Source organism: uncultured Limimaricola sp., from assembly GCF_964022235.1.
Taxonomy (GTDB): domain Bacteria; phylum Pseudomonadota; class Alphaproteobacteria; order Rhodobacterales; family Rhodobacteraceae; genus Limimaricola.
This window is the reverse complement of the sequence record NZ_CAXHZL010000015.1, coordinates 15992-42185: the sequence shown is the minus strand read 5'-3', so window position 1 is coordinate 42185 and position 26194 is coordinate 15992. Positions and strand designations below refer to the sequence as shown.

At 65.9% G+C, this 26194-nt stretch carries 21 protein-coding genes and 1 pseudogene; 15 read left to right on the top strand and 7 right to left on the bottom strand.

Annotated features, from left to right (window positions below; translation table 11 throughout):
* Nucleotides 1-153: 153 nt before the first annotated feature.
* Nucleotides 154-1395 carry a GAF domain-containing sensor histidine kinase gene (locus AADJ02_RS16290; protein WP_341214060.1) on the bottom strand — a complete coding sequence of 414 codons (1242 nt, stop codon included), beginning with the start codon at nucleotides 1393-1395 and terminating at the stop codon, nucleotides 154-156.
* Nucleotides 1396-1611: 216 nt separating this feature from the next.
* Here AADJ02_RS16290 and AADJ02_RS16285 point away from each other — a divergent pair, with 216 nt between their 5' ends.
* Entirely contained in the window at nucleotides 1612-3588 is a 1977-nt protein-coding gene (locus AADJ02_RS16285) for a PhoX family phosphatase (protein WP_341214059.1), read from the top strand.
* A 308-nt stretch (nucleotides 3589-3896) separates the two neighbouring features.
* On the opposite strand, the pseudogene AADJ02_RS16280 reads toward AADJ02_RS16285, so the two are convergent.
* The 3 genes and pseudogenes from AADJ02_RS16280 to AADJ02_RS16270 form a co-directional block, all read right to left on the bottom strand.
* Nucleotides 3897-4129 (bottom strand): annotated as a pseudogene (locus AADJ02_RS16280) (multicopper oxidase domain-containing protein).
* 57 nt (nucleotides 4130-4186) lie between these two features.
* A complete protein-coding gene (locus AADJ02_RS16275) occupies nucleotides 4187-4342 on the bottom strand; it encodes a hypothetical protein (protein WP_341214058.1) in 156 nt (51 codons plus the stop codon).
* Between the two features lie 275 nt (nucleotides 4343-4617).
* The gene (locus AADJ02_RS16270; protein ID WP_341214107.1) at nucleotides 4618-6912 is read right to left on the bottom strand and encodes a heavy metal translocating P-type ATPase; all 2295 of its coding nucleotides are present in this window, start codon (nucleotides 6910-6912) and stop codon (nucleotides 4618-4620) included.
* A 238-nt stretch (nucleotides 6913-7150) separates the two neighbouring features.
* On the opposite strand from AADJ02_RS16270, the gene cueR reads away from it, so the two are divergent.
* Nucleotides 7151-7630, top strand: a complete 480-nt coding sequence (gene cueR, locus AADJ02_RS16265) for a Cu(I)-responsive transcriptional regulator (RefSeq protein WP_341214057.1) — start codon at nucleotides 7151-7153, stop codon at nucleotides 7628-7630.
* Nucleotides 7631-7639: 9 nt separating this feature from the next.
* Here cueR and AADJ02_RS16260 read toward each other — a convergent pair whose 3' ends face one another.
* A complete protein-coding gene (locus tag AADJ02_RS16260) occupies nucleotides 7640-8863 on the bottom strand; it encodes an MFS transporter (RefSeq protein ID WP_341214056.1) in 1224 nt (407 codons plus the stop codon).
* Between the two features lie 190 nt (nucleotides 8864-9053).
* Here AADJ02_RS16260 and AADJ02_RS16255 point away from each other — a divergent pair, with 190 nt between their 5' ends.
* The 3 genes from AADJ02_RS16255 (at nucleotide 9054) to AADJ02_RS16245 (ending at nucleotide 11399) form a co-directional block, all read left to right on the top strand.
* Complete coding sequence (locus tag AADJ02_RS16255; protein WP_341214055.1) at nucleotides 9054-9413, top strand: heavy-metal-associated domain-containing protein; 360 nt, start codon at nucleotides 9054-9056, stop codon at nucleotides 9411-9413.
* Nucleotides 9414-9443: 30 nt separating this feature from the next.
* Entirely contained in the window at nucleotides 9444-9629 is a 186-nt protein-coding gene (locus AADJ02_RS16250) for a hypothetical protein (RefSeq protein ID WP_341214054.1), read from the top strand.
* Between the two features lie 756 nt (nucleotides 9630-10385).
* Nucleotides 10386-11399, top strand: a complete 1014-nt coding sequence (locus tag AADJ02_RS16245) for a YHYH protein (RefSeq protein ID WP_341214053.1) — start codon at nucleotides 10386-10388, stop codon at nucleotides 11397-11399.
* Between the two features lie 163 nt (nucleotides 11400-11562).
* Here AADJ02_RS16245 and AADJ02_RS16240 read toward each other — a convergent pair whose 3' ends face one another.
* Nucleotides 11563-12771, bottom strand: coding sequence for an AGE family epimerase/isomerase (locus AADJ02_RS16240; protein ID WP_341214052.1), 1209 nt, complete (start codon nucleotides 12769-12771; stop codon nucleotides 11563-11565).
* 14 nt (nucleotides 12772-12785) lie between these two features.
* Entirely contained in the window at nucleotides 12786-13796 is a 1011-nt protein-coding gene (locus AADJ02_RS16235; protein WP_341214051.1) for a LacI family DNA-binding transcriptional regulator, read from the bottom strand.
* Nucleotides 13797-13919: 123 nt separating this feature from the next.
* On the opposite strand from AADJ02_RS16235, the gene AADJ02_RS16230 reads away from it, so the two are divergent.
* The 10 genes from AADJ02_RS16230 (at nucleotide 13920) to AADJ02_RS16185 (ending at nucleotide 26192) form a co-directional block, all read left to right on the top strand.
* On the top strand, nucleotides 13920-15200 hold the full coding sequence (locus tag AADJ02_RS16230; RefSeq protein ID WP_341214050.1) for a glycerate kinase: 1281 nt from the start codon (nucleotides 13920-13922) through the stop codon (nucleotides 15198-15200).
* A 152-nt stretch (nucleotides 15201-15352) separates the two neighbouring features.
* Entirely contained in the window at nucleotides 15353-16459 is a 1107-nt protein-coding gene (locus AADJ02_RS16225) for a substrate-binding domain-containing protein (protein ID WP_341214049.1), read from the top strand.
* Nucleotides 16460-16482: 23 nt separating this feature from the next.
* Nucleotides 16483-17835 carry an extracellular solute-binding protein gene (locus AADJ02_RS16220; RefSeq protein WP_341214048.1) on the top strand — a complete coding sequence of 451 codons (1353 nt, stop codon included), beginning with the start codon at nucleotides 16483-16485 and terminating at the stop codon, nucleotides 17833-17835.
* Nucleotides 17836-17923: 88 nt separating this feature from the next.
* Complete coding sequence (locus AADJ02_RS16215) at nucleotides 17924-19228, top strand: sugar ABC transporter permease (protein ID WP_341214047.1); 1305 nt, start codon at nucleotides 17924-17926, stop codon at nucleotides 19226-19228.
* Nucleotides 19225-20433: a carbohydrate ABC transporter permease gene (locus AADJ02_RS16210; RefSeq protein WP_341214046.1), complete on the top strand. Its 1209-nt coding sequence runs from the start codon at nucleotides 19225-19227 to the stop codon at nucleotides 20431-20433. Before AADJ02_RS16215 ends, AADJ02_RS16210 begins: the two co-directional genes overlap by 4 nt.
* A gap of 5 nt (nucleotides 20434-20438) precedes the next feature.
* Complete coding sequence (locus AADJ02_RS16205) at nucleotides 20439-21713, top strand: hypothetical protein (RefSeq protein ID WP_341214045.1); 1275 nt, start codon at nucleotides 20439-20441, stop codon at nucleotides 21711-21713.
* Nucleotides 21713-22771 carry an ABC transporter ATP-binding protein gene (locus AADJ02_RS16200; protein ID WP_341214044.1) on the top strand — a complete coding sequence of 353 codons (1059 nt, stop codon included), beginning with the start codon at nucleotides 21713-21715 and terminating at the stop codon, nucleotides 22769-22771. Before AADJ02_RS16205 ends, AADJ02_RS16200 begins: the two co-directional genes overlap by 1 nt.
* A 751-nt stretch (nucleotides 22772-23522) precedes the next feature.
* Nucleotides 23523-24572 (top strand): ABC transporter substrate-binding protein, encoded by a 1050-nt coding sequence (locus AADJ02_RS16195; protein WP_341214043.1) that lies wholly within the window; start codon nucleotides 23523-23525, stop codon nucleotides 24570-24572.
* Entirely contained in the window at nucleotides 24572-25375 is an 804-nt protein-coding gene (locus tag AADJ02_RS16190) for an ABC transporter ATP-binding protein (RefSeq protein ID WP_341214106.1), read from the top strand. Before AADJ02_RS16195 ends, AADJ02_RS16190 begins: the two co-directional genes overlap by 1 nt.
* 46 nt (nucleotides 25376-25421) lie before the next feature.
* The gene (locus AADJ02_RS16185) at nucleotides 25422-26192 is read left to right on the top strand and encodes an ABC transporter permease (RefSeq protein ID WP_341214042.1); all 771 of its coding nucleotides are present in this window, start codon (nucleotides 25422-25424) and stop codon (nucleotides 26190-26192) included.
* Nucleotides 26193-26194 lie beyond the last annotated feature (2 nt).

The following is a 26194-nucleotide window of genomic DNA, read 5'->3' as shown; positions in this document are numbered from 1 at the left end:
TGAAGGGCACCAAAGGCACCGAAGGACGAAAGACATGCCCCGAAGCAGACCTTCAATGGGCACTCGGTAGCGCGCTCCTCTACCATACAGCTTGTCGCGGACGCGCCGTTTAACGTCCACGGGGCAGCCCGAATGCCGCATTCTTGGATGGGATCACGCGGCTGATACCAAGACAGGCACCTTGAAAGCGAAGGTGGTGGTTCCGCTCGCGCATGTCACTTCGATCCGACCGTTATGTGCCATGGCGATGGAGGAAGCGATGTAGAGACCGAGTCCCAAGCCCTCTCCGTTGGTTTGAGCGCCGCGCCGAAACGGCTGGAACAGATCTTGCCGCAGTTCGTCGGGCACGGCCTCGCCTTGATTGGCAACACTGAGCTCGATTTCACGCGCGCTGATCGAACCCCGCACCTCGATGGGCGCGCCGGGTGTTCCATGACGAACGGCATTCGACAGCAGGTTCGAGATCGCCTGCGCAACGCGGGGCGCGTCGCAACTGACAGGTCGGTCGAATGACAGATTGAGCAGGATCTCATGCTCCGGAGACGCTGCGCGGACCTCCTCGACGACTTGGGTGATGGCCTCCGCCAAGGGTGCGTCCGGTGTGGCACAAACGCGAATGCCACCGCCCAGCCGGGCCTTGGCGTGTAGCATGATGTTGTCGATCAGATCGTTCATGCGATGCAGGGAGGAGCGCATCAAAGGCAGGATCTTTCGCGCCCTGTCGGTCAGGGGCTCCTTGTCTAATTGACGAAAACCGGCACCGAGCGCCGCGACAGGGTTGCGCAAGTCATGGCCGAGAACAGCTACGAATTCTTCTTGGATACGGGATATTTCGCGCTCCTGCGCGACCAGGCGTTCCTGCGCCTCAAGCCGTTCTTCCGTTTCAAGGCTTCGTCCGATGACGTCCGCGAACATCTCCAGCATTGCCACCGCGCGCGGGTGCTTCACATCGCGCGGCTCCGTGTCGATTGCGCAGAGCGTGCCGAAGAAGCTCCCATCGCTGCGATGGATCGGGATCGAGGCGTAGCTCACGATGCCGAATTTGGTCGCGATCGGATGGTTGCCAAAAACATCGTCGGTGGCGACGTCGTTGAATAGCACTTTCTTCGAAGTTTCCCGGACCGACTGACAGAAGGTCGACTGGATCTCGATCTCATCACCCTCGGCCAAACCGAAATTGACCTCGTCCACTGTCCGACAGGCGACCCAGCGATCCGCCGTTACCCGCGCGACGGCCGCAAAGCGCATGTTCGTGGCAAGCATGACCGTTTCGAGGATGGTGCCAACGAGGTCACTGTTCGCGAGCATCCGGATATCGGCTTGGAAGTCATGGTCTCCCGCCAGAAAGGCGGCATGATCTTGGATGATTGCCTTCCGCATCAACCTGTCGCTCATTCTGACCCCCGTATCGGTTAATGCTCTCGATATCACCGTTGTACCAATCAGCAAGGACAATGCCACGCGCCATCCCAGTAACCGAACAGCGTGGCATCCGGGGAGGAGGGCGAGAGGAGGAAGCCTTCGCCGTCTCAATCTTAAGGTTGCAACGTGCGCCACCGGTGCCAAGATCGGCGCCATCTGGTGGTGTGACCAGGTAAGGGAGGAAAGATCATGAAATTCACCATTTTCGATCCACTGAACCGCTCTCAGCGTTTTGACGCAGCCGATGACAAGGGCGTCAACACGTCCAATGCCCCAACGATTGGCGACGTCATCGCCGCTCGCATGGGGCGGCGGGATCTGATGAAGGGCGCGTTGGGATTCACCGCCATCGCGGCCACGGTCAGCCCGATGGCATTGGCCGCCAGCCGTGCCCACGCGCAGGCGGAGGCGAGCAGCTTCGACTTCACCGAGATCGAAGCCGGCGTCAGCGAGGACATGGTCGTGGCCGAGGGCTACGACGCCGATGTGCTGATCCGCTGGGGCGATCCGGTCCTGCCCGGCGCGCCAGAGTTCGACGTCGACAACCAGACCGCCGAGGCGCAGAACCAGCAGTTCGGCTACAACTCGGACTTCATCGGGACGGTGCCGCATCCCGAGGCCCCGGACGATCCGGACCGGCTGCTGCTCGTGAACCACCACGAATACACCAATGAGGAACTGATGTTCCCGGGTCTCGGCATCCAGGACGACGCCGAGTTCGCGCAGATAACCGAGGAACTGGTCAATATCGAGAAGGCCGCGCATGGCGGCAGCGTCATCGAGATCCGGCGCGGCGAGGACGGCAAGTGGTCGGTGGTGCGCGATTCGACCTACAACCGCCGGATCACCGCCGATACGCCGATGAAAATCTCCGGCCCCGCGGCCGGTCACGCGAAGATGCAGACCGGGGCCGACCCGGCCGGGACCGACGTGCTTGGCACCTTCAACAACTGCGCCGGCGGCATCACGCCCTGGGGCACCTGGCTGATGGCCGAGGAGAACTTCAACGGCTACTTCTGGAGCGACGCCCAAGAGCCGCCCTCGACCGAAACCTCGGACGATCCGGCAACGATCCTCAACGCCCGCTACGGCGTGCCGGGCAAGTGGTATGCCTGGGGCAAGTTCGACGACCGCTTCAACATCGACAAGGAGCCGAACGAGCCGAACCGGCACGGCTGGATCGTCGAGGTTGACCCGTCCGCCCCGAACTCGACCCCGGTCAAGCGCACGGCGCTGGGGCGCATGAAGCACGAAGGCGCCATGCCGGCGGTCAACGGCGATGGCCGGATCGCGCTGTTCATGGGCGACGACGAGCGGTTCGACTACGTCTATCGCTTCGTCACCGAGGCCGCGCATGACCCGGCGAACCCGGACCCCAATATCCTCGATCGCGGCACGCTCTCGGTTGCGCGCTTCGACGCGGACGGCACCGTGACATGGCTGCCGCTGATCCATGGCGAGGGCCCGCTGACCGCCGAGAACGGCTTTGCCGACCAGGGCGACGTGCTGATCCAGACCCGGCGGGCCGCGGACTTCCTCGAGGCGACGCCGATGGACCGTCCCGAGGACGTCGAGCCGAACGAGCAGACCGGCAAGATCTACGTGATGCTGACCAATAACACGCGCCGCAAGCCGGGCGACGAGAACGCGGCCAACCCGCGCGCCGAAAACGCCTTCGGCCACATCATCGAAATCACCGCGCCGGAGGGCGATTTCGCGGCGGACACCATGCCGTGGGAGATCCTCGTCAAGTGCGGCGACCCCTCGGTCGAGGCAGTGGGCGCGACCTTCTCGCCGGCGACGAGCGAACATGGCTGGTTCGGCATGCCCGACAACTGCGCGGTCGACGCGGCGGGCCGGCTCTGGATCGCGACCGATGGAAATTCGGCCGAGGACACCGGGCGCGCCGACGGCCTCTGGGCGATGGAAACCGAGGGCGAACTGCGCGGCACGTCGAAGCATTTCTTCCGCGTGCCGGTGGGGGCGGAGATGTGCGGCCCGTGGTTCGTCAACGATGATCAGTCCCTGTTCCTCGCGGTCCAGCATCCGGGCGACGGCTCTACCTTCGACAGCCCCTCGACCCGTTGGCCTGACTTCACGGATGGCATGCCGCCACGCCCCGCCGTGGTCGTGATCCAGAAACAGGACGGTGGCCGGATAGGATAACTACCGAAACCGTGGAGCCTGTTCTGCTTGGGGGGTGCGTCGCACGCGGCGCACCTTTCCTTCATCCGCCATGACCAACCAGTCATCGATTGGTCAATAGACGCCGTAGCGACCTCTCGTAGCTTACGTACACTCTCCGCCCTTTCTCCGAGAGGTTCTCACAGGTGCGGTGGCCACCATGCTGAAGCAGCGGAGGTCTGCTCCGTCCGCACAGCGGACCCATACGATTCGTGGACCCCCCTAATTCTTTCCACGTTCGAGGCCGAGGGAGCGTTGGTCAGACCAAGTCAGGGCGTGCTGGAACTTCTTTAAGCGAAGCGTACACCCAGTTCGGTCATCGGACCGGTCGCCATATGGGCCATGCGATGGCAGGGCGGCATCCACGGCGCCGCTTCGCCTGCGTCGAAAATCACCGCGACGCTGGCCATCGGCGCCACCTCCACGGTGTCGCGAAGCGCTGGCCGTTCATCTCGACTACCTGAAAGGCATGGTCGTGAAGCTGCATCGTGTGCGCCATCATCGACGCGTTGTGGAAGGTCATCTCGACGCGCTCATCGGAAAGCGCGGCGATGGGCGTCGAATTCGTAGTCGTTCAGGTCTATCTCCATGTCGTGATTACCGCACCATGCGCCATCGGCATGGGATCCAAGGCGTACTGGCCCGTCATGCGGCGCGGGAAGGCTTCAGTTGCATGACTGCCGTGGCGCCCTTCGTCATGCGGCATCGCCATACCCTTGATGATCTCGGCCAGCATTTCCGCTCCGGTCTTGAACGAAAAGTCCCGCAAGAAGGGCACGACCTCTTGCCAGTCGGCGGTCGTAACTTCGGCGTCGTGTGCGATCAGGGGGCTGTGATCAGGTCGATCTCCTGCGCCGGGACGTGTCGGTGCATCCAGAAGGTGCCTAGGCGCGGCGCGAAGTCGAAACTGCGCCGCGCGGTCGGGCAGGGGCCAACCCCGGGAGCGCCATCGCGCACCCCGAGGTTTGCAGGAAGGAACGGCGGGGCGATTGGGGCCTCTCGGTTCTTCCTTCAGAGGTTCAGGCGGCGCAGCCGCAACGCATTGGCGATCACCGAAACCGAGGACAGCGACATCGCGGCGGCGGCGATCATCGGCGACAGGAGCACACCGAAGACCGGATAGAGCACGCCCGCCGCCACCGGCACCCCGGCGGCGTTGTAGACGAAGGCGAAGAACAGGTTCTGCTTGATGTTGCGCAGCGTCGCCTTGGCCAATTTGCGGGCGCGGACGATGCCGGTCAGGTCTCCGCCCAGCAGCGTCAGCCCGGCGCTTTCCACCGCGACATCGGCGCCGGTGCCCATAGCGATACCGACGTCCGCCGCCGCCAGCGCCGGCGCGTCGTTGACCCCATCGCCAGCCATGGCAACACGGTGACCCTTGGCATGCAACTCGTCGATCAGCGCCTTCTTGTCGGCCGGCAGTACACCCGCACGCACTTCGTCGATACCGAGCCTCTTGGCCACCGCCTCGGCGGTGCGCTGGTTGTCGCCCGTTGCCATGATCACCCGCAGTCCTTGCGCGTGCAGCGCCTGGATCGCGGCTTCTGTCGTCGCCTTGATCGGGTCTGCCACGGCGACCAGCCCGGCCAAAGCGCCATCGACCGCGACGAACATCGCCGTCTTGCCGTCACCGCGCAGCGCGTCGGCGCGGACATCGGCCGGTTCGGTGGCAACCCCGGTTTCGGCCATCATCGACGCGTTGCCGAGCGCGACGCGGCGCGTGCCGACCCTGCCGGTCACGCCCTTGCCGGTCACCGCCTCGAAGTCCTCGGCCTTATCCATCGCTACGCCGCGCAGCATGGCGCCTGCGACGATGGCCTCCGCCAGCGGGTGCTCGGACCCGCGCTCCAACGCGGCGGCGAGTGCGAGCACGTCGTTCTCACCCAGGTCACCCAGGGCCACCACGTCGGTCAGCTTGGGCTTGCCTTCGGTCAGCGTGCCGGTCTTGTCCACGACCAGCGTGTCGACTCGCGCCATGCGCTCGAGCGCCTCGGCGTCCTTAATCAGCACCCCCGCCTGCGCACCCCGGCCCGCTGCCGTGGTGATCGAGATCGGCGTGGCGAGACCCAAAGCACAGGGACAGGCGATGATCAGTACCGAGACCGCCGAGGCCACGGCGAAGACCAGCGCCGGGTCGGGCGCGAGGAACAGCCATGACAGGAAGGCCGCGATGGCAATCAGCACCACCGTCGGCACGAAGATCGACGACACCTTGTCGGCCAACCCCTGGATCGGAGCGCGAGACCGCCGCGCGCCCGCCACCATGTCGACGATCTGCGACAGCACGGTGTCGGCCCCCACTTGGGTGGCCCGGATCGCCAGCGTGCCGTTCTTGTTGAGCGTGCCGCCGGTCACTCGGTCGCCCTCGGTCTTCTCGACCGGGACCGGCTCGCCCGTCAGCATCGACTCGTCCACCGACGAACGGCCCTCGACCACTTCGCCATCCACCGGCACGGCGTCGCCCGGACGGACGCGCAGCAGGTCGCCTTCGACGATGTTCTCCAATGGCGCGTCGTATTCCGTGCCGTCCGGCATGATGCGCCGCGCCGTCTTGGGGGCAAGGTCCATCAGCGCGCGGATCGCGTCGCCGGTGCGTTCGCGGGCGCGTAGTTCCAGCACCTGTCCGACAAAGATCAGCGTGATGATGACCACCGCGGCTTCATAGTAGGTGCCGACTGTGCCGTGGCCCATGCGATAGGCCTCGGGGAAGACCCCCGGCAGGAAGGTGGCGACCAGCGAGTAGAGGTAGGCCGCGCCGACGCCGAGCGAGATCAATGTCCACATGTTAGGCGAACGGTTGACGAAACTTGCCCAGCCGCGCTTGAAGAACGGCTGCGCCGCCCAGAGCACAATCGGCGTGGCCAGCAGGAATTCGAGGTAGACGGCGGCCTGATGCCCGACCCAGTCGCGCACCGGGAGGGCCACCATCTCGCCCATGGTCAGGATCACCAACGGCACCGCGGCGGCGGCACTGATCCACATCCGGCGGGTGAAGTCCGCCAGCTCCTCGCTGGGCTCGTCAGTGGGTACCATCGGCTCCAGCGCCATGCCGCAGATCGGGCAGGATCCGGGCTTGTCGCGCACGATTTCGGGGTGCATCGGGCAGGTCCACTCGGTCCCGGCTGGGACGCGCTTGTCGGCCTTCGCAGCGTTGCCGGAGGCGTAGAAATGTGGATCGGCCCTGAACTCTTTCTGACAGCCGTCGGAGCAGAAAAAGTAGGTTTCGCCAGCGTATGACTGCGACCGGGCATCGTCGCCCATTTTGACGGACATGCCGCAGACCGGGTCCGTTGCCATGCCAGCCATTTCCGTGGCGCCGTTGGTATGGCCTTGGGCATGGGCGCCCTGCGACGCAGGGTCGTGGTAATGATGATGAGAGTGAGCGGACATTGCAGCCTCCAGCGCAAAAGTCCCCCTCAACTTGGGGCTTCCCAGCATGGGAGGGTCAAGCAGGAAAACGATCTCCGCGCTGCCCGGCAATCAAACTCTCGTGGATGAAGAAACCCCGCTTGACCGTCGAACCGCCAAGGCGCGTACTATCCATATGTACGACGCTTTTGCGGAGGCGGTCATGAACATCGGGGAAGCTGCAAGGCAGACCGGGATATCCGTCAAGATGCTGCGGTATTACGAGGAGATCGGTCTCGTACGCCCTGCGCTGCGCACCTATTCCGGCTACCGGGTCTATCAAGACAAGGATATCGCCACGCTCCGCTTCGTGCGGCGCGCCCGCGATCTTGGGTTTCAGGTCAAGGAGATCGCGACGCTGCTCGGGCTTTGGTGCGATCAGGCGCGCTCCAGCGCCGAGGTCAAGGCGGTGGCTCTGGCGCACGTGGTGGATCTGGAAGAGCGACGCCGGCATCTGGACGACATGATCGGAACGTTGCGCCACCTTGCTCACAATTGTCACGGCGACGCGCGCCCCGACTGCCCGATCCTCGGGACGCTGGGCGCGGACGGCCCTGTAGCGCCGCCCGCGCCTAGAAGAAGTGTCGTGAAAGCCGGATTTGCGGCGGCGGTTTGACGGCCGGTCTTAGATGCTGGGGCAGGGGTGAAACTCCTTGAGCGCTGCGACCGATTTGTCTGTCTTCCCAAGGACCGGCAGCGCAATCAGCACGGCCACCAGTGGCGTGGAGAACGCCAGCATGAGCGCCGTTTCGGCCCCATAACGCGTCTGCACCAATCCGATGCCAAAATAGAGCGCTCCGGTCAGCGCGGCGGCGAGGCCGAAAATTATGCCGGAGGCCGCAGCGCTGGCCCCCGGCGCCAAGTTCTGCGCGGCCACCACAAATAGCGGCGTCGAAGCGTAGGCCAGCATTCCCGCCAGCACCAACGCAGCCAGAAACGCCGGCTGCGGCGGCGCAAAGAGCAGCACGCTCATCGAGGCCGGTACGCTCCCTGCCAACACCAGTGCCAGCAGGACCCGTCGCCGCAAACGCGACACCAGCAGCCCGACGCCGATACCGCCCGCGGCAGAGGCCAGCGAATAGACACTGATCGTGCGGGCCAATATCGGGTCCGCCGGATCGAGCCCGTACCGCTCGGCCAGCAGCAACGGCAATCCATTCAGCATGGCGCTCGATGGCAGGAAGGCAAAGGCCGCCGCGAGCGTCAACAGGCCCACCGGTCCGGTGATCAGCGACCAGGCGAAGCGCGGCGAATTTCCGGCTTTGCGGGATGGCGCGTCATGGGGCAGCATCACAAGCGTCACCGCCGCCGCCAGCAGTCCCGGAGCCGCCAAGACCGGCAGCATCCAGCCGTCCGCCCACGTCCGTGCTGCACCCAGCAACATCGGACCCGCCGCATAGCCCAGCATCCCGGCCGCACTGAACAGCGCCACCGCCAGTTCCGGCGTTACCCGGCCCTGCCGCGCAAGTGTGCTGCCCGAAGGATGGATCGCCGCCGACCCAAGCCCGGCCAGCGCGGTCAAGGCGTACAGCCAGATCGGGTCTGGTTCCACGGTCAGCAGGCTCATCAGCACAGCGCTGAGCAGGACGCTCGCTGCTGTCACCCTGCGCGCGCCGATCCTGTCGGCCAAAAGACCGAGCGCTGGCCCTGGCAAGGAGGCCGAGATGGCGTAGGTCGCCACCAAGCCAGCCAGCGCCACCCCATCCATACCGAGCCGCAAGGCGTAGAGCGGCAGCATCGCAGGCAAGAAGGCTACGTAAGCGTCGTTGATGGCATGCACCACGGCAGCGATCACGACCGGCTTGCGTCCAGCAAGCACGGATGGGTGGAAAGCGTTTGAAGTGGTCATCGGAAGGTCCCCTGAACATGCGCCGCGAAAGCGTTGAAAACGGGCATTTCCATCGGGATGGGGCCTCCCACGCTGGGAGGGTCAAGACCCTCGTATTCGCGTCTGATCGAGTGCGAGTTCGGCCATCGAATTCCAGCTCGATCCTCTCATCACAGGAAGCCCCGACTAGGGAATTATCCATCAACCAACGGTGGCCGATGTGAAATTCCACATCGCCAACATGACCTGTTCCGGCTGCGCTCGGGCCGTCACCGGCATCCTCAAGACGCTCGATACCCGCACGGTCGGTTCCGCCGTTATCGCCAGCCGGACGATCGAGGTGCCAACCTCGTCACATCGGGCCGAGATCGAGGCGGCGCTCGCGCAAACGAACTTTTCGGCACATTTCATCGCCGAAACCAATCGAGGAGCACGACATGTCAGATGTGTTGATCCTCGACTATTCAAACTGGCGTCACATCCGCACCTTGGCCCAAGCCTAAGCAAAAGGCGCGCGCAGCCTGCCTGGCACCGTCGTCGACATCCGCCGGGTGCCGGAACTGGTGCCTGACGCGGAACGCCAAGCCGAAGGCTACTCAGAGTGGCGATGTTGCGCAAAGCAGCCCAGATCATGACCGAACCCTTTTCCGCCCTTCTTCAGCAGGCGGCCTTGATCTTGGCCCTGCCATTCGCCGTGCCTTCGGAACTCAATGCCATTCGACATCGTGGTTGTACCGATAGTGGAAAATGCCTCATTGTCGATCAACAGGATCAAGGGCTGTGCTGACGCGCGATACGGGACCTACACGGAGATCCGCGCGCGCCGGCATGCCAAGACATCTCCGGAGCAAACCAGACCGTCAGCGAGCCGCGCCTGCGCAGCGCCGCATTGTCGTTGGACCAGCTCGTCGTGCGGTCGCGGGTCGGGGAAAGGCCTCGGCATGCTCTCGACCTAACCCTCACGAAGCGCTCGATGAATCCCCCTCGCCGAGAGGGGGCAACAAGGTCACCCAAACCCCTTGGGCCATCGCCCTGACCTGTGTTGATTTGTGCTCAGGCACATTACATCGTCGAATGATCATGCGACAATTTGAGGGGCCCATGCTGGATTTACCGAACAGTTCCACCTTCGAAGGAAACGCGATCCGATGGGGCACATGCGGTGAGGGGCCGCCAATGGTCGCTATCCATCCATGGACTTCCCGAACCTAGCGCCCTGACTGGCAGGTGTGGACGTCGTGGACAGCTTCATCACCACCGCGCGACCGCCGGGATCGGCGCGACCCCTGCGAGAGACGGCGGTCGCATCGAGCCGCCTCGGCCAGACAATGATGGTCAGGGCGGACTGCCGTTGGGCTTCGATCGGGCCGCCGAGACGTTTGGCATGAGTGCCGAACCTTACTGCAGGCGGTGGAGGCCACTGACGACCGGGATGCGAACCTCGCTGAAGTAGCAGCAGCCCTAAGTGTCGATGAAGATGCCCTGCATGCGGCACTGCCCGCCCGTCCCAACCAATAGAAAACAGGAAAAGGAGATCACGCCCATGTCGAGACACGCCCTCCGTTCGACCGTCGCCGCATCGGTGATGATTGCTGCCGTCGTTTTGCGAACCTTACCCTCGCTCGCGCAGGATGCGTCCGGCACCACCGTGGATACCAGCGATGCGGTCGCATCTGCCGCTTGGGCCGACAACGTGACCATCACTTTCGATGAGGCCGCGAATACCTTCACCTTCCAGTCGAACGGTATCCCGGACCATGGCTTCGCCGATCAATACCTGATCCCCACCGATCCGGCCGATCAGCCGTTCGCCGACAAGCCCGCCGAGTTCTTCGATGTCGTCAACTCGGTCGACTACTTTACGGAAACGCCGATCGACACCACCATCACGACCTTGCCGACCTATGCGGACAAGCCGACCGACACCTCGTTGGGCCGTATCGGCGTCGCGCTGAGCGGGGCGCAGATTTTCAACGATTACGAGAACATGGAGCGCACTGTCGTCGCGCAGGACGATCAGGTGATCCATGATCACGTGGCTTTCCTCGACGAATGCAACGGCCACACGCTCGTGGACGGGTCGAACTATCACTACCACGGCATCCCCGTCTGCCTGACGGAGCGCCTCGATGTCGAAGGCGAGCACTCGCACATGATCGGCGTTCTGGAGGACGGTTTTCCGGTCTATGCCAACAGGGACGCCAACGGCGAGGTGATCGGCAACGAGGGTCTCGACGAATGCAGTGGTCATGTCGGGCCGACCCCGGAGTTTGCGGAGGGCACCTATCACTATCACCTGACGGCCGACGAAGCGCCATACATGATCGACTGCTATCACGGTGAGATCGAACAGGCATCGTTCGACGGCGGCCCGGGTGGCGGTGCCCCCGATTTCGCGACTGTCGCGGAACAGCTTGGCGTCAGCGAACAGATGCTGATGGATGCGCTCGGCACTTCCATGCCGCCGGATTTCGCCGCTGCCGCCGAAGAGCTCGGGATCGGCGAAGACGAACTTCGCGCGGCCATGCCTGCGCCGGGCCAGGGAGAGCGGCCATGAAGATCGCAGCTGACCTGAGGCCGGGGACGGCCTCTGCAGCCCCGTTGTGTGCGATGATCTGGCCGTTGAGCCAGGTCACGCCCTGTCGCGGGTAAGTTTGAGCCGAGCCCATAGAGCGCATGAGGCGCGTGGCTCGGTCTTTCACAGGCTGCGATGCGCAGGTTTAGTCGGCCAGCGCGGCGAGGCTTCCGGTCAGTGGCCCGAGTGGGATCAGGCAGGCCTGCAACGCGTGGTAGATGTCAGGCTTGCCGAAGAACGGATCCGAGGAGGGACGGCCCTCGGCGTCGATCTGCGGGTGCCAGCCTCCGAACTCGCGGTCGATCAGGTGCCGCGCGGCAAAGTCCCAAAACCGGCGGTACCAGCCCTCGTAGCGCGGATCGCCGTCCAGTTCCGACAGCGCATGCGCCGCGCCGATCCCTTCGCAGACGGGCCACCAGTAGCGTTCGGCGATGGCGGGGCGGTCGTCCCAATCGAGCGTGTAGTAGAGCCCGCCCTTCCGCGCGTCCCATCCATCGGTGACGGCGCGATCGAACAGAGCGCGCGCGGCCTCGGGTGCCCAGCCGAGCCTGCGGCCCCCGGTTTCGTACAGCTGCACCAGAAGCCGCGCCCATTCGAGGGAATGGCCGGGGGTCAGCCCGGAAGGGCGGAACATCGGGTCGCCGTCATACTCGCGATTAACGCGCCAGTCGGCATGGAAATGCTCGGCCAGACGCCAGCCGTTCTCGCGCGCGCGGCGATTGACGATCAGATCGGCGATCCGCTCCGCCATCCGCAGATGCACCTCGTCGCCGGTGGCCTCGAAGGCCGCCATCAGCGCCTCGGTCAGGTGCATGTTGCAGTTCTGGCCGCGATAGGGCTCGGTCTCGTGCCAATCGGCGTCAAAGCCCTCACGGATCGCGCCGTGCTCTTCCTCCCAGAAACGCTCGCGGATCACCGCGGTCACGTCGTCGATCAGATGCCGGGCCTGCGCATGGCCGGCCATCTCGGCGCTCGCGGCGGCGAGCAGGACGAAGGCATGGCCATAGCCGGTCAAGCGCGGGTCCGGCACATCTGTGGCCGTCACGCCCCAAGCAAATCCACCGCTCGGCTGGCGGTGCCGCTCCCGCAGGAACCGTATCCCATGATCGACGATCGCCATTGCACCGGGGCGGCCCCGCAAAGCGGCGATGGCAAAGCAATGCACCATGCGTGCCGTGGCGTGGATCTCGCGCAGCGCCTCGTCGCGCAGCGCATGGCCCTCGGAGTCGAGCGTGAAAAATCCACCTGCCGGGTCTACGCTTTCGGCCTCGAACAGGCGCAGCAGGTCGTCGGCCTTTCGTGCGAGCCAGCGGCGGTGATCGGGCAGGGTGGTCCAGCGGGTGGTCATGGTCATCAGCTCCTGACGGGTCATCGGGGCAAGGGCGGGGCGGTGGTTTCGCGCGGCACCAGCATGGCGTCGACGCGCAGCGTTGCGGGGGCGGCGGCGGGATCGGCCAAGCGGGCGAGCAGTTGTTCGGCCAGACGTCGGCCGAGGTCATATGGTGCAACGGAAAGCGTGGTCAGCGCCGGTGTCGCCAAAGCCGCCTCGGCCACGTCGTCGAAACCCACGACCGACATCTCGCGGCCCGCCCGCTCGCCGCGGCTGGCAAGACCGAGGCAGGCACCAAGAGCGACCATGTCGCCGTTGCACACCGCAGCGGTCACCTCAGGATGCGCCCCGCGCAAGGCGATCATCGCGTCGCGCCCGCCGTACCGGCTGTCCTCGCAGGGCCAGATCAGCGGCGCTTCGAGATCGCATTCTGCCATGGCCTTGAGGTAGCCCGCGATCCGTTCCGTACGCGGCGCGCGGGGCGCTGTTCCGCCGAGAAAAGCGATGCGGCGATGGCCGAGATCGGCCAGATGCGCGACCGCCTCGTACAGCGCTTGCGCATTGTCCATATCGACATGATCGAGGTCTGGGGACACCCGGTGCAGGAAGGTGACGACCGGCAACCGCTGGGCGGCCAGAAGGTCCAGCGTCGCGGCATCGGTGCCGCTGGCCGGCACCCAGATCAGCCCGCCGCGCATGTTGGCGATCAACGCGCGCAGGTTGCGGGCCTGCCGTTCGGCATCGTCACGGGAGTCCAGCACCGAGACGAGATAGCCGTCGCGCTCCAGCCGGTCGCTGACGCCGCTGACCAACTCCGCATTGAACGGATTGGCGAGGTGGTGCAGCACCAGCCCGATCTCGCGGTTGACGCCTGAGCGCATCGCGGCGGCGCGGCCATCGGGAAGATAGTTTACCGCGCGTACCGCTTCGAGGACCTTGGCACGGGTCCGCTCCGAGATCCGACCCGTGCCCCGCAGCACTTGGCTGACCGTCGCAGTGGAGACGCCTGCGGCCTCGGCGACGGTACTGAGTTTGGGTCTCTGGGCCACGGATTTCGATCAGCCTGCCAATCGGTCTTTTATTGGCCCTAATATAACGATATATCAGTCGTGCGCAACGCCTATCCCCCGAGCCAACAACATGGCCCGCTTTGCCCGCAAGGAGAGTTCTCGATGCAGCCTGTTTCCCAGCCCTCGCAGGATCCGCGCGGCTTTCTCGAAGCGCTGTTCGCCGCCGCCGTGGCGCGCGCCGACCCGATGCAGGTCATCGCCGCGCAGCTGCCGCCCCGTCCGGAGGGACGGCTGGTGGTGATCGGCGCCGGCAAGGCCAGCGCCCGCATGGCCGAAGCGGTGGAGGCAGTCTACGGCCCCTGCGAGGGGCTGGTGCTGACGCGCTATGGCTACGCAAGGCCCTGCGAGGGGATTGAAATCGTCGAGGCGGCGCATCCGGTGCCGGACCGCGCGGGGCTGGAGGCCACGACGCGGCTTCTCGACCTGCTGTCGGGGCTCGGGCCGGAGGATCACGTGCTGGCGCTGATCTCGGGGGGCGGCTCGGCGCTTTTGTGCGCGCCGGTCGAGGGGCTGACGCTCGAGGACAAGCAGGCGGTGAACGCAGCGCTCTTGGCCTCCGGCGCGCCGATCTCGGCGATGAACGTGGTGCGCAAGCAGTTCAGCCGCGTGAAGGGCGGGCGTCTCGGCGCGGCCTGCGCCCCGGCGCGGCTATTGAATCTCATCATCTCGGACGTGCCCGGCGACGACCCTTCCGAGATCGCCTCGGGTCCGACCGTGGGCGATACCAGCACGCCCGAGCAAGCGCTGGAGATCATCGAGCGGTGGTCCATCGACGTGCCCGAAGCGGCGCGCGCGGTGCTGGCGCGGGGGGGAGCAAATGGGGCGGACCGGGTGGCCCCCAACGATCCGCGCCTCGCCCGGTCCGAAACCCGCATCGTCGCGGCCCCGGCGCAGTCGCTCGAGGCCGCCGCCGAGATCGCCCGGGCCATGGGCTGCGAGGTGCGGATGCTGGGCGACGCGCTCGAAGGCGAGGCGCGGGAGTTGGCGGTGGCGCAGGCCATCACGGCGCGAGAGATCGCGGACGGCCTTGCGCCGGGGGCGGCACCGGTTCTGCTTTTGTCAGGCGGCGAATGCACGGTGACCCGGCGTGGTAAGGGCAGGGGCGGCCCGAACGCCGAGTTCGTCCTCGCCGCCGCTATCGAACTCAACGGCGATCCGCGCATTCACCTTCTTGCCTGTGACACCGACGGGGTTGACGGGGCGGATGAGGTCGCCGGGGCTTATGCGGGACCATCGACCTCCTTGGGCGAACAGGCGGAGCAGGCGCTGCGCGACAACGACGCGCATGGCTACTTTGGCCGGATCGGCGGCCAGGTCGTCACCGGGCCCACACTGACCAACGTCAATGATTTCCGAGCGTTCCTGGTGTTCCCCCCGGCCTGATTACCGCCGTGTCAGGCAACCACGAGCGTCGCGCTACCGTGGTTGCCGTCGCAAGTAATGCGGCAGTGCAGCGTCGAAAGATGGCGAATTAACGAAATACCAATTGCCGAAACCGGTTTCGGAACCGAGCTTCGAATCAAGGGGGATTCGAAGTGATCCAGACCGTTCATGATCTAGGACCGGCCGAGGCGCCTCAGGGGCGGGTGACCATTACCCAGCTGTCCGCAGCTCTCGGGCTGAGCAAGAGCACGGTCAGCCGGGCGTTGAACGGCTATCCCGACATCTCCGAAAGCACCCGGCTCAGAGTGCGCCGGGGCGCGGAGACGATGGGGTATCGGCCCCTGAGCCACGCCCAGGCGATCCGCACCGGGCGGGTGCGCGCGCTGGGGTTGGTCGTGCAGATCGACGACCACGACTCGCAACGCCCGTTCCTCGCCGACTTTCTCGCCGGGATCTCGGTCGCGGCCAGCGCCGAGGGCTGGACCCTCACCGTGGCGACCGCCGACAGTGAGGCGCGCACTGTGCGCACCATGGCGCAGCTGGTCGAGGACCGGAAGGCCGACGGCTTCATCCTTCCGCGCACCTTGTCCGACGACGCGCGTGTGGCGCTGCTCAGGGCGCATGACGTGCCCTTCGTCATGTTCGGACGTACTGCCAAGCCCGAGGGCTGCGCGTGGTTCGACATCCTCGGCGAAGACGCGATGCGTGATGCGGTCGTGCATCTGTCGCGGCTGGGTCATCATCGGATCGCCTTCGTGAACGGGGGTGGGCGCTATAATTACAGCCGGTTGCGGCTGGCCGGCTACCGGGCCGGCCTCGCCGCCGCAGGGTTGATCGAAGACCCCGTGCTGATCCGCAGCGAGGCGCTGCGCACCGAGGACGGCGCCCGCGAGACCCGGGCGCTTCTGGCGCTCGATGCCCCGCCCACAGCGGTGGTTTTCGCGGTCGATCACGCGGCGCTCGGGCTCTACCGCGTCTGCGCCGATCTGGGTCTGCGGGTGGGGCGCGACCTGTCGGTCATCAGCTATGACGGCGTGCCCGACGGGGCCTATGCCGATCCGCCCTTGTCGTCGTTCAAGGTGGACACCCGTGCGGCGGGCCAGCGGCTCGCCGAGATGCTGATCGCCCGCATCCGGGGGACTTCACCCGAAGAGCTGCGCGAAACCGCGCCCGCCGTCTTCGCCGACCGGGGATCGGCCGGGCCGCCGAGGCTCGACTCGGGCGCGCTGGCGCAGCGCCTCGCGCGCGAAACCACATGATTTTCACCATGGGAGGAGAGACCATGACCACGACCCACAAGACCCGTCTGATGGCCGGTGCGGCGCTGATCGCGCTTACCGCAGGGGCGGCGCAGGCCGAGGAACTGCGCTTCTGGACCACCGAGGAGCAGCCCGAGCGGCTCGCGGCCCAGCAGGAGCTAGCGGCCGAGTTCGAGGCCTCCTCGGGCCATTCGGTCGAGGTGATCCCGGTTACCGAGAGCGATCTCGGCACCCGTGCCACCGCCGCCTATGCCGCCGGTGACCTGCCGGACGTGATCTACCACACGCTGCAATACGCGCTGCCTTGGGTCGATGCGGGCATTCTCGACATCGATGCCGCGACCGATGTGATCGAGAACCTGGGCGAGGACAGCTTCGCCCCCGGCGCGCTCGCCATGGCGGAGCTCGAGGGCGGCGGCTATGCCAGCGTCCCGGTCGACGGCTGGACCCAGATGATCGTCTACCGCAAGGATCTGTTCGAAGAGGCCGGGCTCGAGGCACCGACCTCCTTCGATGCCGTGCGCGCGGCCCTCGAGGCGCTGCACAACCCGCCCGAGATGTACGGCTTTGTCGCCGCCACCAAGGTCGACGAGAATTTCATGAGCCAGGTGCTCGAGCACGTGTTCCTCGCCAACGGCGTCTCGCCGGTCGGCCCCGACGGCGCGCAGCCGCTTGACGAGGCTGCAACCACCGAGGTGCTGGAGTTCTACAAGGCCCTCGCCGAAGCCTCGCCCCCGGGTGAACTCTACTGGGATCAGTCGCGCTCGCTCTACTTTTCGGGCAACGCGGCGATGATCATCTGGTCGCCCTTCATCCTCGACGAGCTGGCCGGTCTGCGCGACAGCGCTCCGCCCACGATCAACGACGATCCGACCTCGCCCGAGCTCGCCTCCAAGACCGACGTCGTCACCAACTTCTCGGGCCCCTCCAACCCCGAGGGCGCGGCCTGGGCCGACATCCGCTACTTCGGCATCACCAACGACGCCTCGACCGACGCGGCGATGGAGTTCGTCGAGTTCTCGATGAACGAGGGCTATACCAAGACGCTGTCGATCGCGCCCGAGGGCAAGTTCCCGGTGCGGCGCGGCACCTCCGAGAACCCCTCCGAGTTTTCGGAGGAATGGGCCAAGCTGCCGATGGGTGTCGACCGCAAGAAGCCGATGTCCGAACTCTACGATCAGGCGATGATCGACGAGATCGTTGGCGGGCTCGACGTGGCCCAGCGCTGGGGCGTCGAGGAGGGGCAGCTGGCGCTGGCCTCCAAGATGATCAACTCCCAAGCCATCAACCGCGTGGTGCGCCAGTACATTGACGGGCAGATCGACGCGCCCGCCGCCGTTCAGGCCATGAACGACGAGCTGGCCGCGATCCAGTGATCGCGGCCGGGCGGCCCTTCGCGTTCCTCCCCGCGAGGGGCCGCCCCCCAACCCCTCTTTTTCATCCGACATCCGCGAGGACCGGACCATGACCGCCCAGACCCCACGAAGTGGGCCGGCGCCGCTCGGCCAAAGCGCCGACACCAGCCGACCCGCGCCGACACCGCCCAAGGGCCGCAACCCGCTGGAGCGCCGCGAGGCGCGGCTGGCCTGGGGCCTGCTGCTTCCGACCGTCACCGCCGTCACGCTCGTCGTGGTGCTGCCGCTGCTCGCGATCTTCTGGATCAGCGTGAAGCCCGTGGGCCTCGCCGATCTGCGCCCGCCGGTCCCGGTGGTCAGCGAGGATCTGCGCGGCCGCCCCGAGGCAGTGGGCGACGAGGCGACGCTGCGCTACCGGCTGCGCAATTCGAGCCAGGACCAGGTGATCTCGGGCGTGGTGCTCACCGATACCTTGCCCGAGGGGCTCGTGATCGGCGAACTCGACCCGCGCTGTGCGCTCGATGGGCTGGCGCTCAGCTGCGACTTGGGCGATTTCGAGGGCGGCCACCGCGAGACCATCGAGATCCCCGTCACCATCGGTCAGGCCTTTGCCGATGCGGGGATGGAGCTGCCCGACAGCCCGCCGGGTCTGACGGGCCGCGCCTCCAACGTGCTGACCTCCGGCGAGTTCACCTTCGAGAACTTCGCCCGCGTCTTCGACGGCTCCGAGTTCTGGGGCGTGCTCTGGGTGACGCTGGTCTACACCGTCTTCGGCACCATCGGCGCGCTGGTCTTCGGCCTTTTCGCAGCGCTGCTCCTCGACAAGTCGTTCAGGGGGCAGGGGGTGCTGCGCGGGCTTTATCTCTTTCCCTACGTGGCCCCGGTAATCGCCGTGGCCTTCACTTGGATCATCCTGTTCGACCCCTTCTCGGGCTCGGCCAACGCGCTGCTGATCCAGATGGGCGTCACCGACGAGGCGATCAACTTCTTCGGTCAGCGTCCTCTCGCGCTGATCATGGTGATCCTGTTCGAGGTCTGGCGCTACTTCCCGCTGTCGTTCCTGTTCATCCTCGCTCGGATGCAGTCGATCGACACCGACATGTACGAGGCCGCCGACATGGATGGCGCGAGCCCGTTCCAGCAGTTCTGGTATCTTTCGATGCCGCAGCTTCTGGGCATCCTGTCGGTGCTGTTCCTGCTGCGCTTCATCTGGACCTTCAACAAGTTCGACGACATCTTCCTGCTGACCGGTGGCAACGCCGGCACCCGGACCCTCACCGTCAACGTCTATGAACAGGCTTTCGCCGTTTCCAACATCGGGGCGGGGGCGGCGGTGGCCGTGGTGATCTTCGCCTGCCTTCTGGTGTTCAGCTTCCTGTTCTTCCGCTTCATCAGCCAGGAGGAGGGGCTATGAGCATCTTCCGTCACGGATACGTCGCGGGGCCGCTTCTGGGCCTGTTCTGGGCGCTGGTCATCGCCACCACCACCGCCGTCGTCTTCTCCTTTGCCACGGGGGGCGCGTTCCGTCCCGGCGGGATCGGCGCGGCGCTTGTGGGGGCGGGTCTCGGCGCGCTCGCCGTCGCCATGCCGCGGTTTGCCGGGCCGGTGGGCCTTGGCCTCGGGGCGCTTCTCTCTCTTACCCCCATCGCCTCGGTCGTCACCGGGCCGCAGATCGCGCTGTGGACCACGCTCTTGTCGGGCGCGGTCGTGGGGGGCGCCACCGGCTGGCCGCTCGCCGCGATGATGGAGGGCTGCCGCCCCGGTCCGCTCACCCGGCACGAATTCGAGGCCTCGGTGATCCGTTTCCTCACGGGCTTCGGCTACATCTTCTTCACCGCGATCGTCGCCATCCCCTTCTACGTGATGGTGATGACCTCGCTGAAGAACCAATCCGAGCTGATCCAGAACCCGCTAGACTTCTCGATCGACCTGTCGAAGGGCTGGGAGCTGTTTCGCAGCTATTCCGAGCTGTTCGGCCAGTTCAACTTCGGCAGCTACCTCTGGACCTCGTTCCTCGTCTCGGTGCTGACCGTGGCCATCACGCTTCTGTTCGCCATCCCCGGCGCCTATGCGGTGGCGCGGCTGCGCTTTGCGGGCCGGGCCGCGATCTCGCGCTCGATCCTGCTGATCTACATGGTGCCGATGATCGTTCTGGCACTGCCGATCTACATCGCATTTTCGATGCTGGGCCTGCGCAACTCGATCTTCGGCATCGTCATGATCTACCCGGTCACCACGATCCCGGTCGCGCTCTACATGCTGCAGGGCTACTTTCGCGGCCTGCCGGCCGAGATCGAGGAGGCCGGTCTCATGGACGGTCTGTCGCGGCTCAAGGTGATCTGGCAGATCACCCTGCCGCTGTCGATGCCGGCGCTGGCGAGCGTGTCGCTCTACGTCTTCATGATCGCGTGGAACGAGTTCCTGCTGGCCTTCATGCTGCTCGACGACCCGTCGAAATTCACGCTCACCCGCGGCATCGCCGCCCTCAACTCCTCCGAGATCCCGCGCCAGCACCTGATGGCGGGCTCCGTGATCGCCACCGTGCCGATCATGGCGCTTTTCCTCTGCCTCGAACGCTTCATGACCAAAGGCCTCACCGCAGGCTCTGTCAAAGGATGAACATCATGTCCTCAATTCGCATCTCGCCCGCCCTCGACGATCAGGCCCGCGCGATCCTGCAAGGCAACGATCGTGGCGGCTATACCGTGCCGACCGACGGGCTCTATCCCTACCAGTGGAACTGGGACAGCGCCTTCGCGGCGTGGGGGTTTGCCAGCTACGATCTGGACCGCGCCTGGACCGAGTTCGACACGCTGTTTTCGGCCCAGTGGGACGACGGCATGGTGCCGCACATCATCTTTCACCAGCCCGATCCGGGCTACTTTCCCGGCCCCGACGTCTGGGGCACCGGCAAATCGCCCGCGACCTCCGGCATCAGCCAGCCACCCGTCGCCGCGACCATGGCGCGCCAGATCTTCGACATGGACCCGCAGGCGGGCCGCGACCGGATGGCGGCGCTGTATCCCAAGATGCTTGCCTGGCACCGCTGGTGGCACGACTTCCGCTGCGGCTCGGGCGTGGTGGCGATCACCCACCCGTGGGAATCCGGGCGTGACAACTGCCCCGACTGGGATATCGGCATGAGCAATGTCGATGGCTCGAATGTCGGTGAGTACACCCGCCGCGACACCGGCCATGTCGACCCCTCCATGCGCCCCGGCAAGGCGGATTACGACCGCTACATCGCCATGGTCCAGTTCGGTCGCAACTGCGGCTGGGACCAGGCCGAGATCGTGAAGAACGGCCCGTTCCTGATGGCCGATCCGGGCATCACCTTCATCCTGCTGCGCGCGCATGACGATCTCGCCGCGCTGGGCCGGAGCTTGGGCCACGATGTGAGCGAGATCGAAGGCTGGGCCGCCGATCTGCGGGCCGCCGTGCCCTCGATCTGGAACGCGGAAACGCGCGGATACGACGCGCGCGACCTCAAGACCGGGACGTTCTCGGGTCGCATCGGCTCGGCCGCCTTCCTCGCCTACCTCGCGGGCATCGAGAACGCCGAACTCGACACCCGCATGACCGATCTATGGGACGCGGTGCGCTACGGCTTTCCCTCGGCCGATCCGGCCTCGGAGGAGTTCGACCCGCGCCGCTACTGGCGCGGCCCGTCATGGCCCGTGGTCAACGCGCTCATGGCGATCGGCCTTGTCGATCAGGGCCGCCTAGAGGCCGCCGAGCGGCTGCGTCGCGAGACGGCGGAGTTGATCGAGAAGCACGGCTTCTTCGAGTATTTCGACCCCTGCGACGGCACACCCTGCGGCGGCGATGCCTTTACCTGGACAGCAGCGATCTGGCTCACTTGGGCCGGGGCCAAGAGCAACGCGAAGGGAGGTGCGTGATGGCGTCCATCGAACTCAAGGGGGTCGAGAAGTGGTTCGGTCAGGTGCAGGTCATCAAGGGCGTCGACCTCGCCATCGAAGAGGGCGAGTTCGTCATCTTCGTGGGCCCTTCGGGCTGCGGCAAATCCACGCTTTTGCGGATGATCGCGGGGCTTGAAGGCACCTCGCGCGGGCAGATCATGGTCGGCGAGCGCGACGCCACCGCCGAGCCGCCCTCCAAGCGCGGCCTCGCCATGGTGTTCCAGTCCTACGCGCTCTACCCGCACATGTCGGTGGCCGAGAACATGGGATTTTCGCTGAAGGCGGCCGGGGTCAAGCCCGCCGAGCGTGAGCGGCAGGTGGCCGAAGCCGCCCGCGCGCTCAGGCTCGAGGAATATCTCCACCGGCGGCCCAAGGATCTCTCGGGCGGCCAGCGCCAGCGCGTCGCCATCGGCCGCTCCATCGTGCGCGAACCCACGGCGTTCCTGTTCGACGAGCCGCTGTCGAACCTCGACGCCTCGCTGCGTGTCGAGATGCGCTACGAGATCGCCAAGCTGCACCAGACGCTGAAATCGACGATGATCTACGTCACCCACGATCAGATCGAGGCGATGACGCTGGCCGACCGGATCGTCGTGCTTTCGGCGGGGCAGATCGCGCAGGTGGGCACGCCCAAGGAGCTGTATGAGCACCCCGCCAACCTCTTCGTCGCGCAGTTCATCGGCAGTCCGAAGATGAACGTGCTGCCTTGCCGCACCGCGCGTGGCGAATGGCAGCTGGCGGGTGGGCGCGGTGGTGCCTTTGCCGGAACGGGAGAGGCGGTGACGCTTGGCATCCGGCCTGAGCACATCGAAATGCTGCCCGAGGGGCAGGGGGCCTGCGACGGCACGGTGGACCTGCTCGAATACCTCGGGGCGGACACCAACGTGATCGTCGATTGCGGCGGCGATCTAGGCCGCGTGACGGTGCGGGTCATCGGCGGCACCGATCTGGTGCCGGGCGACCGGGTGAGCCTCGGCTTCGTACCGGGGCGGATGCACTTCTTCGACGCGCAGGAGCAAGCGATAGCCACCGCCTGACCCGACCCTACCGAGGTGGCATGTCGGACGGGTCCGGCAAGGCGCGCAGCAACCCGGACGGGTCGGCTGCGACGCGACCTTGCCGGACCCGTCTGCGACCAAGCGGTGTCACCACCCCGGCGCGTCCGGCCTGCGCACAGGTTCATGCGTCTTTGCGCGTGCGCGGATATCGACGCTCCAGCCTTTCCTCCCGGCTACGAGCTGTCGGCGTTGCCGGGATCATGACCAACCTAGACGGCTGACGCGCTGCAAGGGCGGACCATGTTCCGCTCCCTGCGCCGACCCGAAAATCCAGCAGGATCGGCGACCGGGCGCGCGACCGCGCCGTCCGCTCTCGGTTGTCGAACCTCCCCTGCCGGGTTCGTCCTGCGGTGGCCCGCCGCGTCAAGACACGCCCCATCGGCATCGCCCACCCGCTGTGATCGCGACAGATGACGGCGCCTTCATTGTCGCCTCCTGTCTGCAATCGGCCGAAACGGCATCTCTTGTCGACAGGTGAGGCCTTGGGCCGTGGCGGGGAAGGACGCGCAAGCGCCACACCGATAGTGGGTGCCCGAATGCCCATTGGTCGGTGAGCGACGCCATCGCCTTGAGCTTCGAGCGCCGGGACCAAGCGCATGCGCCGGAACCCCTCTCGGTTGATTGCCAAAATTAGAGCGATGAGGCGCAAAGTTTATTCTTTATTGGAACGGTGGGCCCCTTCAGTATTCCGGTGACAACTGGCGCCGGCAAGAGCGCCGCAGGTCGCAACATGGAGACGAGAACAGTGCCGAATACCAAGATCAGCAAGCGCCAGTTCCTGCAGTATTCCGGAGGCGCCGCCTTGGCCACCGGTGTGCCCGCCTTCGTCGGCGTGGGCGCGGCCAACGCCGCCGGGCTCAAGACAGTCGAGATGCAGCTTGGCTGGCTCGCGTCCAACGGTCAGCTGGGCGAAGTCGTGGCACAGGCCAAGGGGTTTTACGAAGCCGAGGGCGTCGAGCTGAAGATCACCCCCGGCGGCCCCAATGTCGACGGCGTGGGATCGGTCGCGGCGGGGCGCGCCGAGGTGGGCCAGATCTCGTCGAGCCCCTCGGTGATGCTCGCCCGCGCCGCGGGCATCCCGATCAAGGCCTTCGCGGCCGGCTACCAAAAGCACCCCTTCACCTATTTCTCGCTGCCCGAAGACCCGATCCGCGAGCCCAAGGACATGATCGGCAAGACCATCGCCACCCAGCCCACCGCGCATATCCTGCTGAAGGCGCTGCTGGCAGCCAACGACATCTCCGAGGACGACGTCGAGATCGTCAACATGGGCTCGGACATGAACCAGCTGATGACCGGGCAGGCCGCCGCCGTGACCGGCTGGCTCACCAACATCGCGGCACTCGACGTGCTGGGCGAGGAGCGGGTCGACCTGATGCTCTGGGACACCGGCATCCAGCTCTACGCAACCGTCTACTACGCCACCGACGAGACCATCGAGGACGAGGCCGAGACGCTGGCGGGCTTTACCCGCGCCACGGCGCGCGGCTGGCACTATGTCCGCGAGAACCCCGAGGAGGCGGTCGATCTGCTGATCGCGGCCTATCCCAACATGGACCGCGAGGCCGAGATCCGCGCCGTCGAGCAGGTGATGAGCTTCGTCTTCACCGACGCCACTGCCGAGAGCGGCTGGGGCACCATGAACCACGCGAATTGGGAGACGCAGATCGCCGCCTATGCCGATCTGGGCCAGTTCGACGGCGACGCGCCCACGGTCGACGAGGTGATGACGCTGAAGATCCTCGAAATGACGGCAGACGCGCGCAAAGAGGTATCGTGATGGTGGCGGCGGAGCGTCATACGGCGGCGGGTAACCCCGTCGCCTCGCCCGAACCGGGCGCGATCCGGGTCGAGAATGTCGACGTCACCTTCAACGAGGGTAGGGTCGTGGCACTCCGGGACGTCTCGGTCGAGATCCCGCAAGGCGCCTTCGTGACCATCCTCGGCCCCTCGGGCTGTGGCAAGTCCACGCTGATGCGCGCCATCGCCGATCTGGTCCCGGCGGCACGCGGTCATATCGATGTGCAGGGCCAGTCCCCGCGCAACGCCCGCGCCGATCGCAACTTTTCCTACGTGTTCCAGGACGCGACGCTGCTGCCGTGGCGCACCGCGATCGAAAATGTGCGGCTGCCGCTCGAGGTGGGCGGCGGCGGCGACACACCCGCCGATCCGCACGACCTGCTGGAACTGGTCGGGCTCAAGGGCCGCGAGAACGCGTTGCCGCACGAGCTGTCGGGCGGCATGCGCCAGCGCGTCGCCATCGCCCGCGCGCTGGTCACCCGGCCCAAGATCCTGCTGATGGACGAGCCTTTTGGCGCGCTCGACGAGATCACCCGCGACAAGCTCAACGAAGAAGTGCTGCGGATCTGGCGCGAGACGGGGACGACGATTCTCTTCGTCACCCATTCGATCCCCGAGGCGGCCTTTCTCGGGCAATACGTGCTGATGCTCGCCGCCCATCCGGGCCGGGTGAAGGAGTTCATGAAGGTCGAGCTACCGCCTGAGCGGCGGCTGGCGGATCGCGACACGCTGGAGTTCGTCCAGATCACCGCGCATCTGCGCAAACTGCTGGAGGAATGCTGAGATGGCCGAGGCAAGCCAAATCCCGATGCCGGTGCCGGCGCCGCGCATGAGCCGGATCGTCGACGCGGTGCTCGACCGTGGCCCCGCGCTCGCCGCCGTCGCAGGCCTGTTGCTGCTTTGGCAGGGCGTGGTCTGGTTCTTCGAGGTGCCGGAATACATGGCGCCGAGCCCGGTCGCCGTCCTCGGCGCGTTTCAGGACAATGCCGGTACGCTGTGGCTCAACTTCTGGCCGACCTTCTTCGAGGCGGCGCTGGGCTTTGTTGCGGGCAACCTCGTGGCGATCCTGCTGGCGATCTGGTTCGTGCACAACTCCACCGCCGAACGCGCCTTCTTCCCGATCGCGGTGTTCATCAACACCATCCCGATCATCGCGCTGGCCCCGGTCCTCGTGCTGATCTTTGGCAACGGCTTCGCACCCAAGATCATCATCGCCGGTCTGATCTGCTTCTTTCCGACGCTGGTGAACATGGTGCGCGGTCTCAAGGCGGTGTCGCCCGCCACGCTCGATCTGATGCGCGTGCTCTCGGCCTCGAACTGGGAGATCTTCTGGAAGGTGCGTCTGCAAAGCTCGCTGCCGTTCCTTTTCGCGGCGCTCAAGATCGCCTCCACCACCTGCGTCATCGGCGCGATCGTGGCGGAATGGATCGGCTCCAACTACGGCTTGGGCGCGCTGATCATCGAGGCGACCTTCAATTTCCGCTCGCCGCTCCTTTACGCCACCGTCTTCACCGCCGCGCTGCTCGCCGTCGTGATGTTCGCCCTCGTGAGCTTCGCGGAATCCCGCTTCATCCGCTGGAAGACCTCGGACGTCCACTGACC

Coding starts and splice junctions, on each gene's coding strand:
- AADJ02_RS16290 (WP_341214060.1), bottom strand. CDS start 1,395: ATGAGCGACAGGTTGATGCGGAAGGCAATCATCCAAGATCATGCCGCC.
- AADJ02_RS16285 (WP_341214059.1), top strand. CDS start 1,612: ATGAAATTCACCATTTTCGATCCACTGAACCGCTCTCAGCGTTTTGAC.
- AADJ02_RS16275 (WP_341214058.1), bottom strand. CDS start 4,342: ATGCTGGCCGAGATCATCAAGGGTATGGCGATGCCGCATGACGAAGGG.
- AADJ02_RS16270 (WP_341214107.1), bottom strand. CDS start 6,912: ATGGCTGGCATGGCAACGGACCCGGTCTGCGGCATGTCCGTCAAAATG.
- cueR (WP_341214057.1), top strand. CDS start 7,151: ATGTACGACGCTTTTGCGGAGGCGGTCATGAACATCGGGGAAGCTGCA.
- AADJ02_RS16260 (WP_341214056.1), bottom strand. CDS start 8,863: ATGACCACTTCAAACGCTTTCCACCCATCCGTGCTTGCTGGACGCAAG.
- AADJ02_RS16245 (WP_341214053.1), top strand. CDS start 10,386: ATGTCGAGACACGCCCTCCGTTCGACCGTCGCCGCATCGGTGATGATT.
- AADJ02_RS16240 (WP_341214052.1), bottom strand. CDS start 12,771: ATGACCATGACCACCCGCTGGACCACCCTGCCCGATCACCGCCGCTGG.
- AADJ02_RS16230 (WP_341214050.1), top strand. CDS start 13,920: ATGCAGCCTGTTTCCCAGCCCTCGCAGGATCCGCGCGGCTTTCTCGAA.
- AADJ02_RS16220 (WP_341214048.1), top strand. CDS start 16,483: ATGACCACGACCCACAAGACCCGTCTGATGGCCGGTGCGGCGCTGATC.
- AADJ02_RS16215 (WP_341214047.1), top strand. CDS start 17,924: ATGACCGCCCAGACCCCACGAAGTGGGCCGGCGCCGCTCGGCCAAAGC.
- AADJ02_RS16210 (WP_341214046.1), top strand. CDS start 19,225: ATGAGCATCTTCCGTCACGGATACGTCGCGGGGCCGCTTCTGGGCCTG.
- AADJ02_RS16205 (WP_341214045.1), top strand. CDS start 20,439: ATGTCCTCAATTCGCATCTCGCCCGCCCTCGACGATCAGGCCCGCGCG.
- AADJ02_RS16200 (WP_341214044.1), top strand. CDS start 21,713: ATGGCGTCCATCGAACTCAAGGGGGTCGAGAAGTGGTTCGGTCAGGTG.
- AADJ02_RS16195 (WP_341214043.1), top strand. CDS start 23,523: ATGGAGACGAGAACAGTGCCGAATACCAAGATCAGCAAGCGCCAGTTC.
- AADJ02_RS16190 (WP_341214106.1), top strand. CDS start 24,572: ATGGTGGCGGCGGAGCGTCATACGGCGGCGGGTAACCCCGTCGCCTCG.
- AADJ02_RS16185 (WP_341214042.1), top strand. CDS start 25,422: ATGAGCCGGATCGTCGACGCGGTGCTCGACCGTGGCCCCGCGCTCGCC.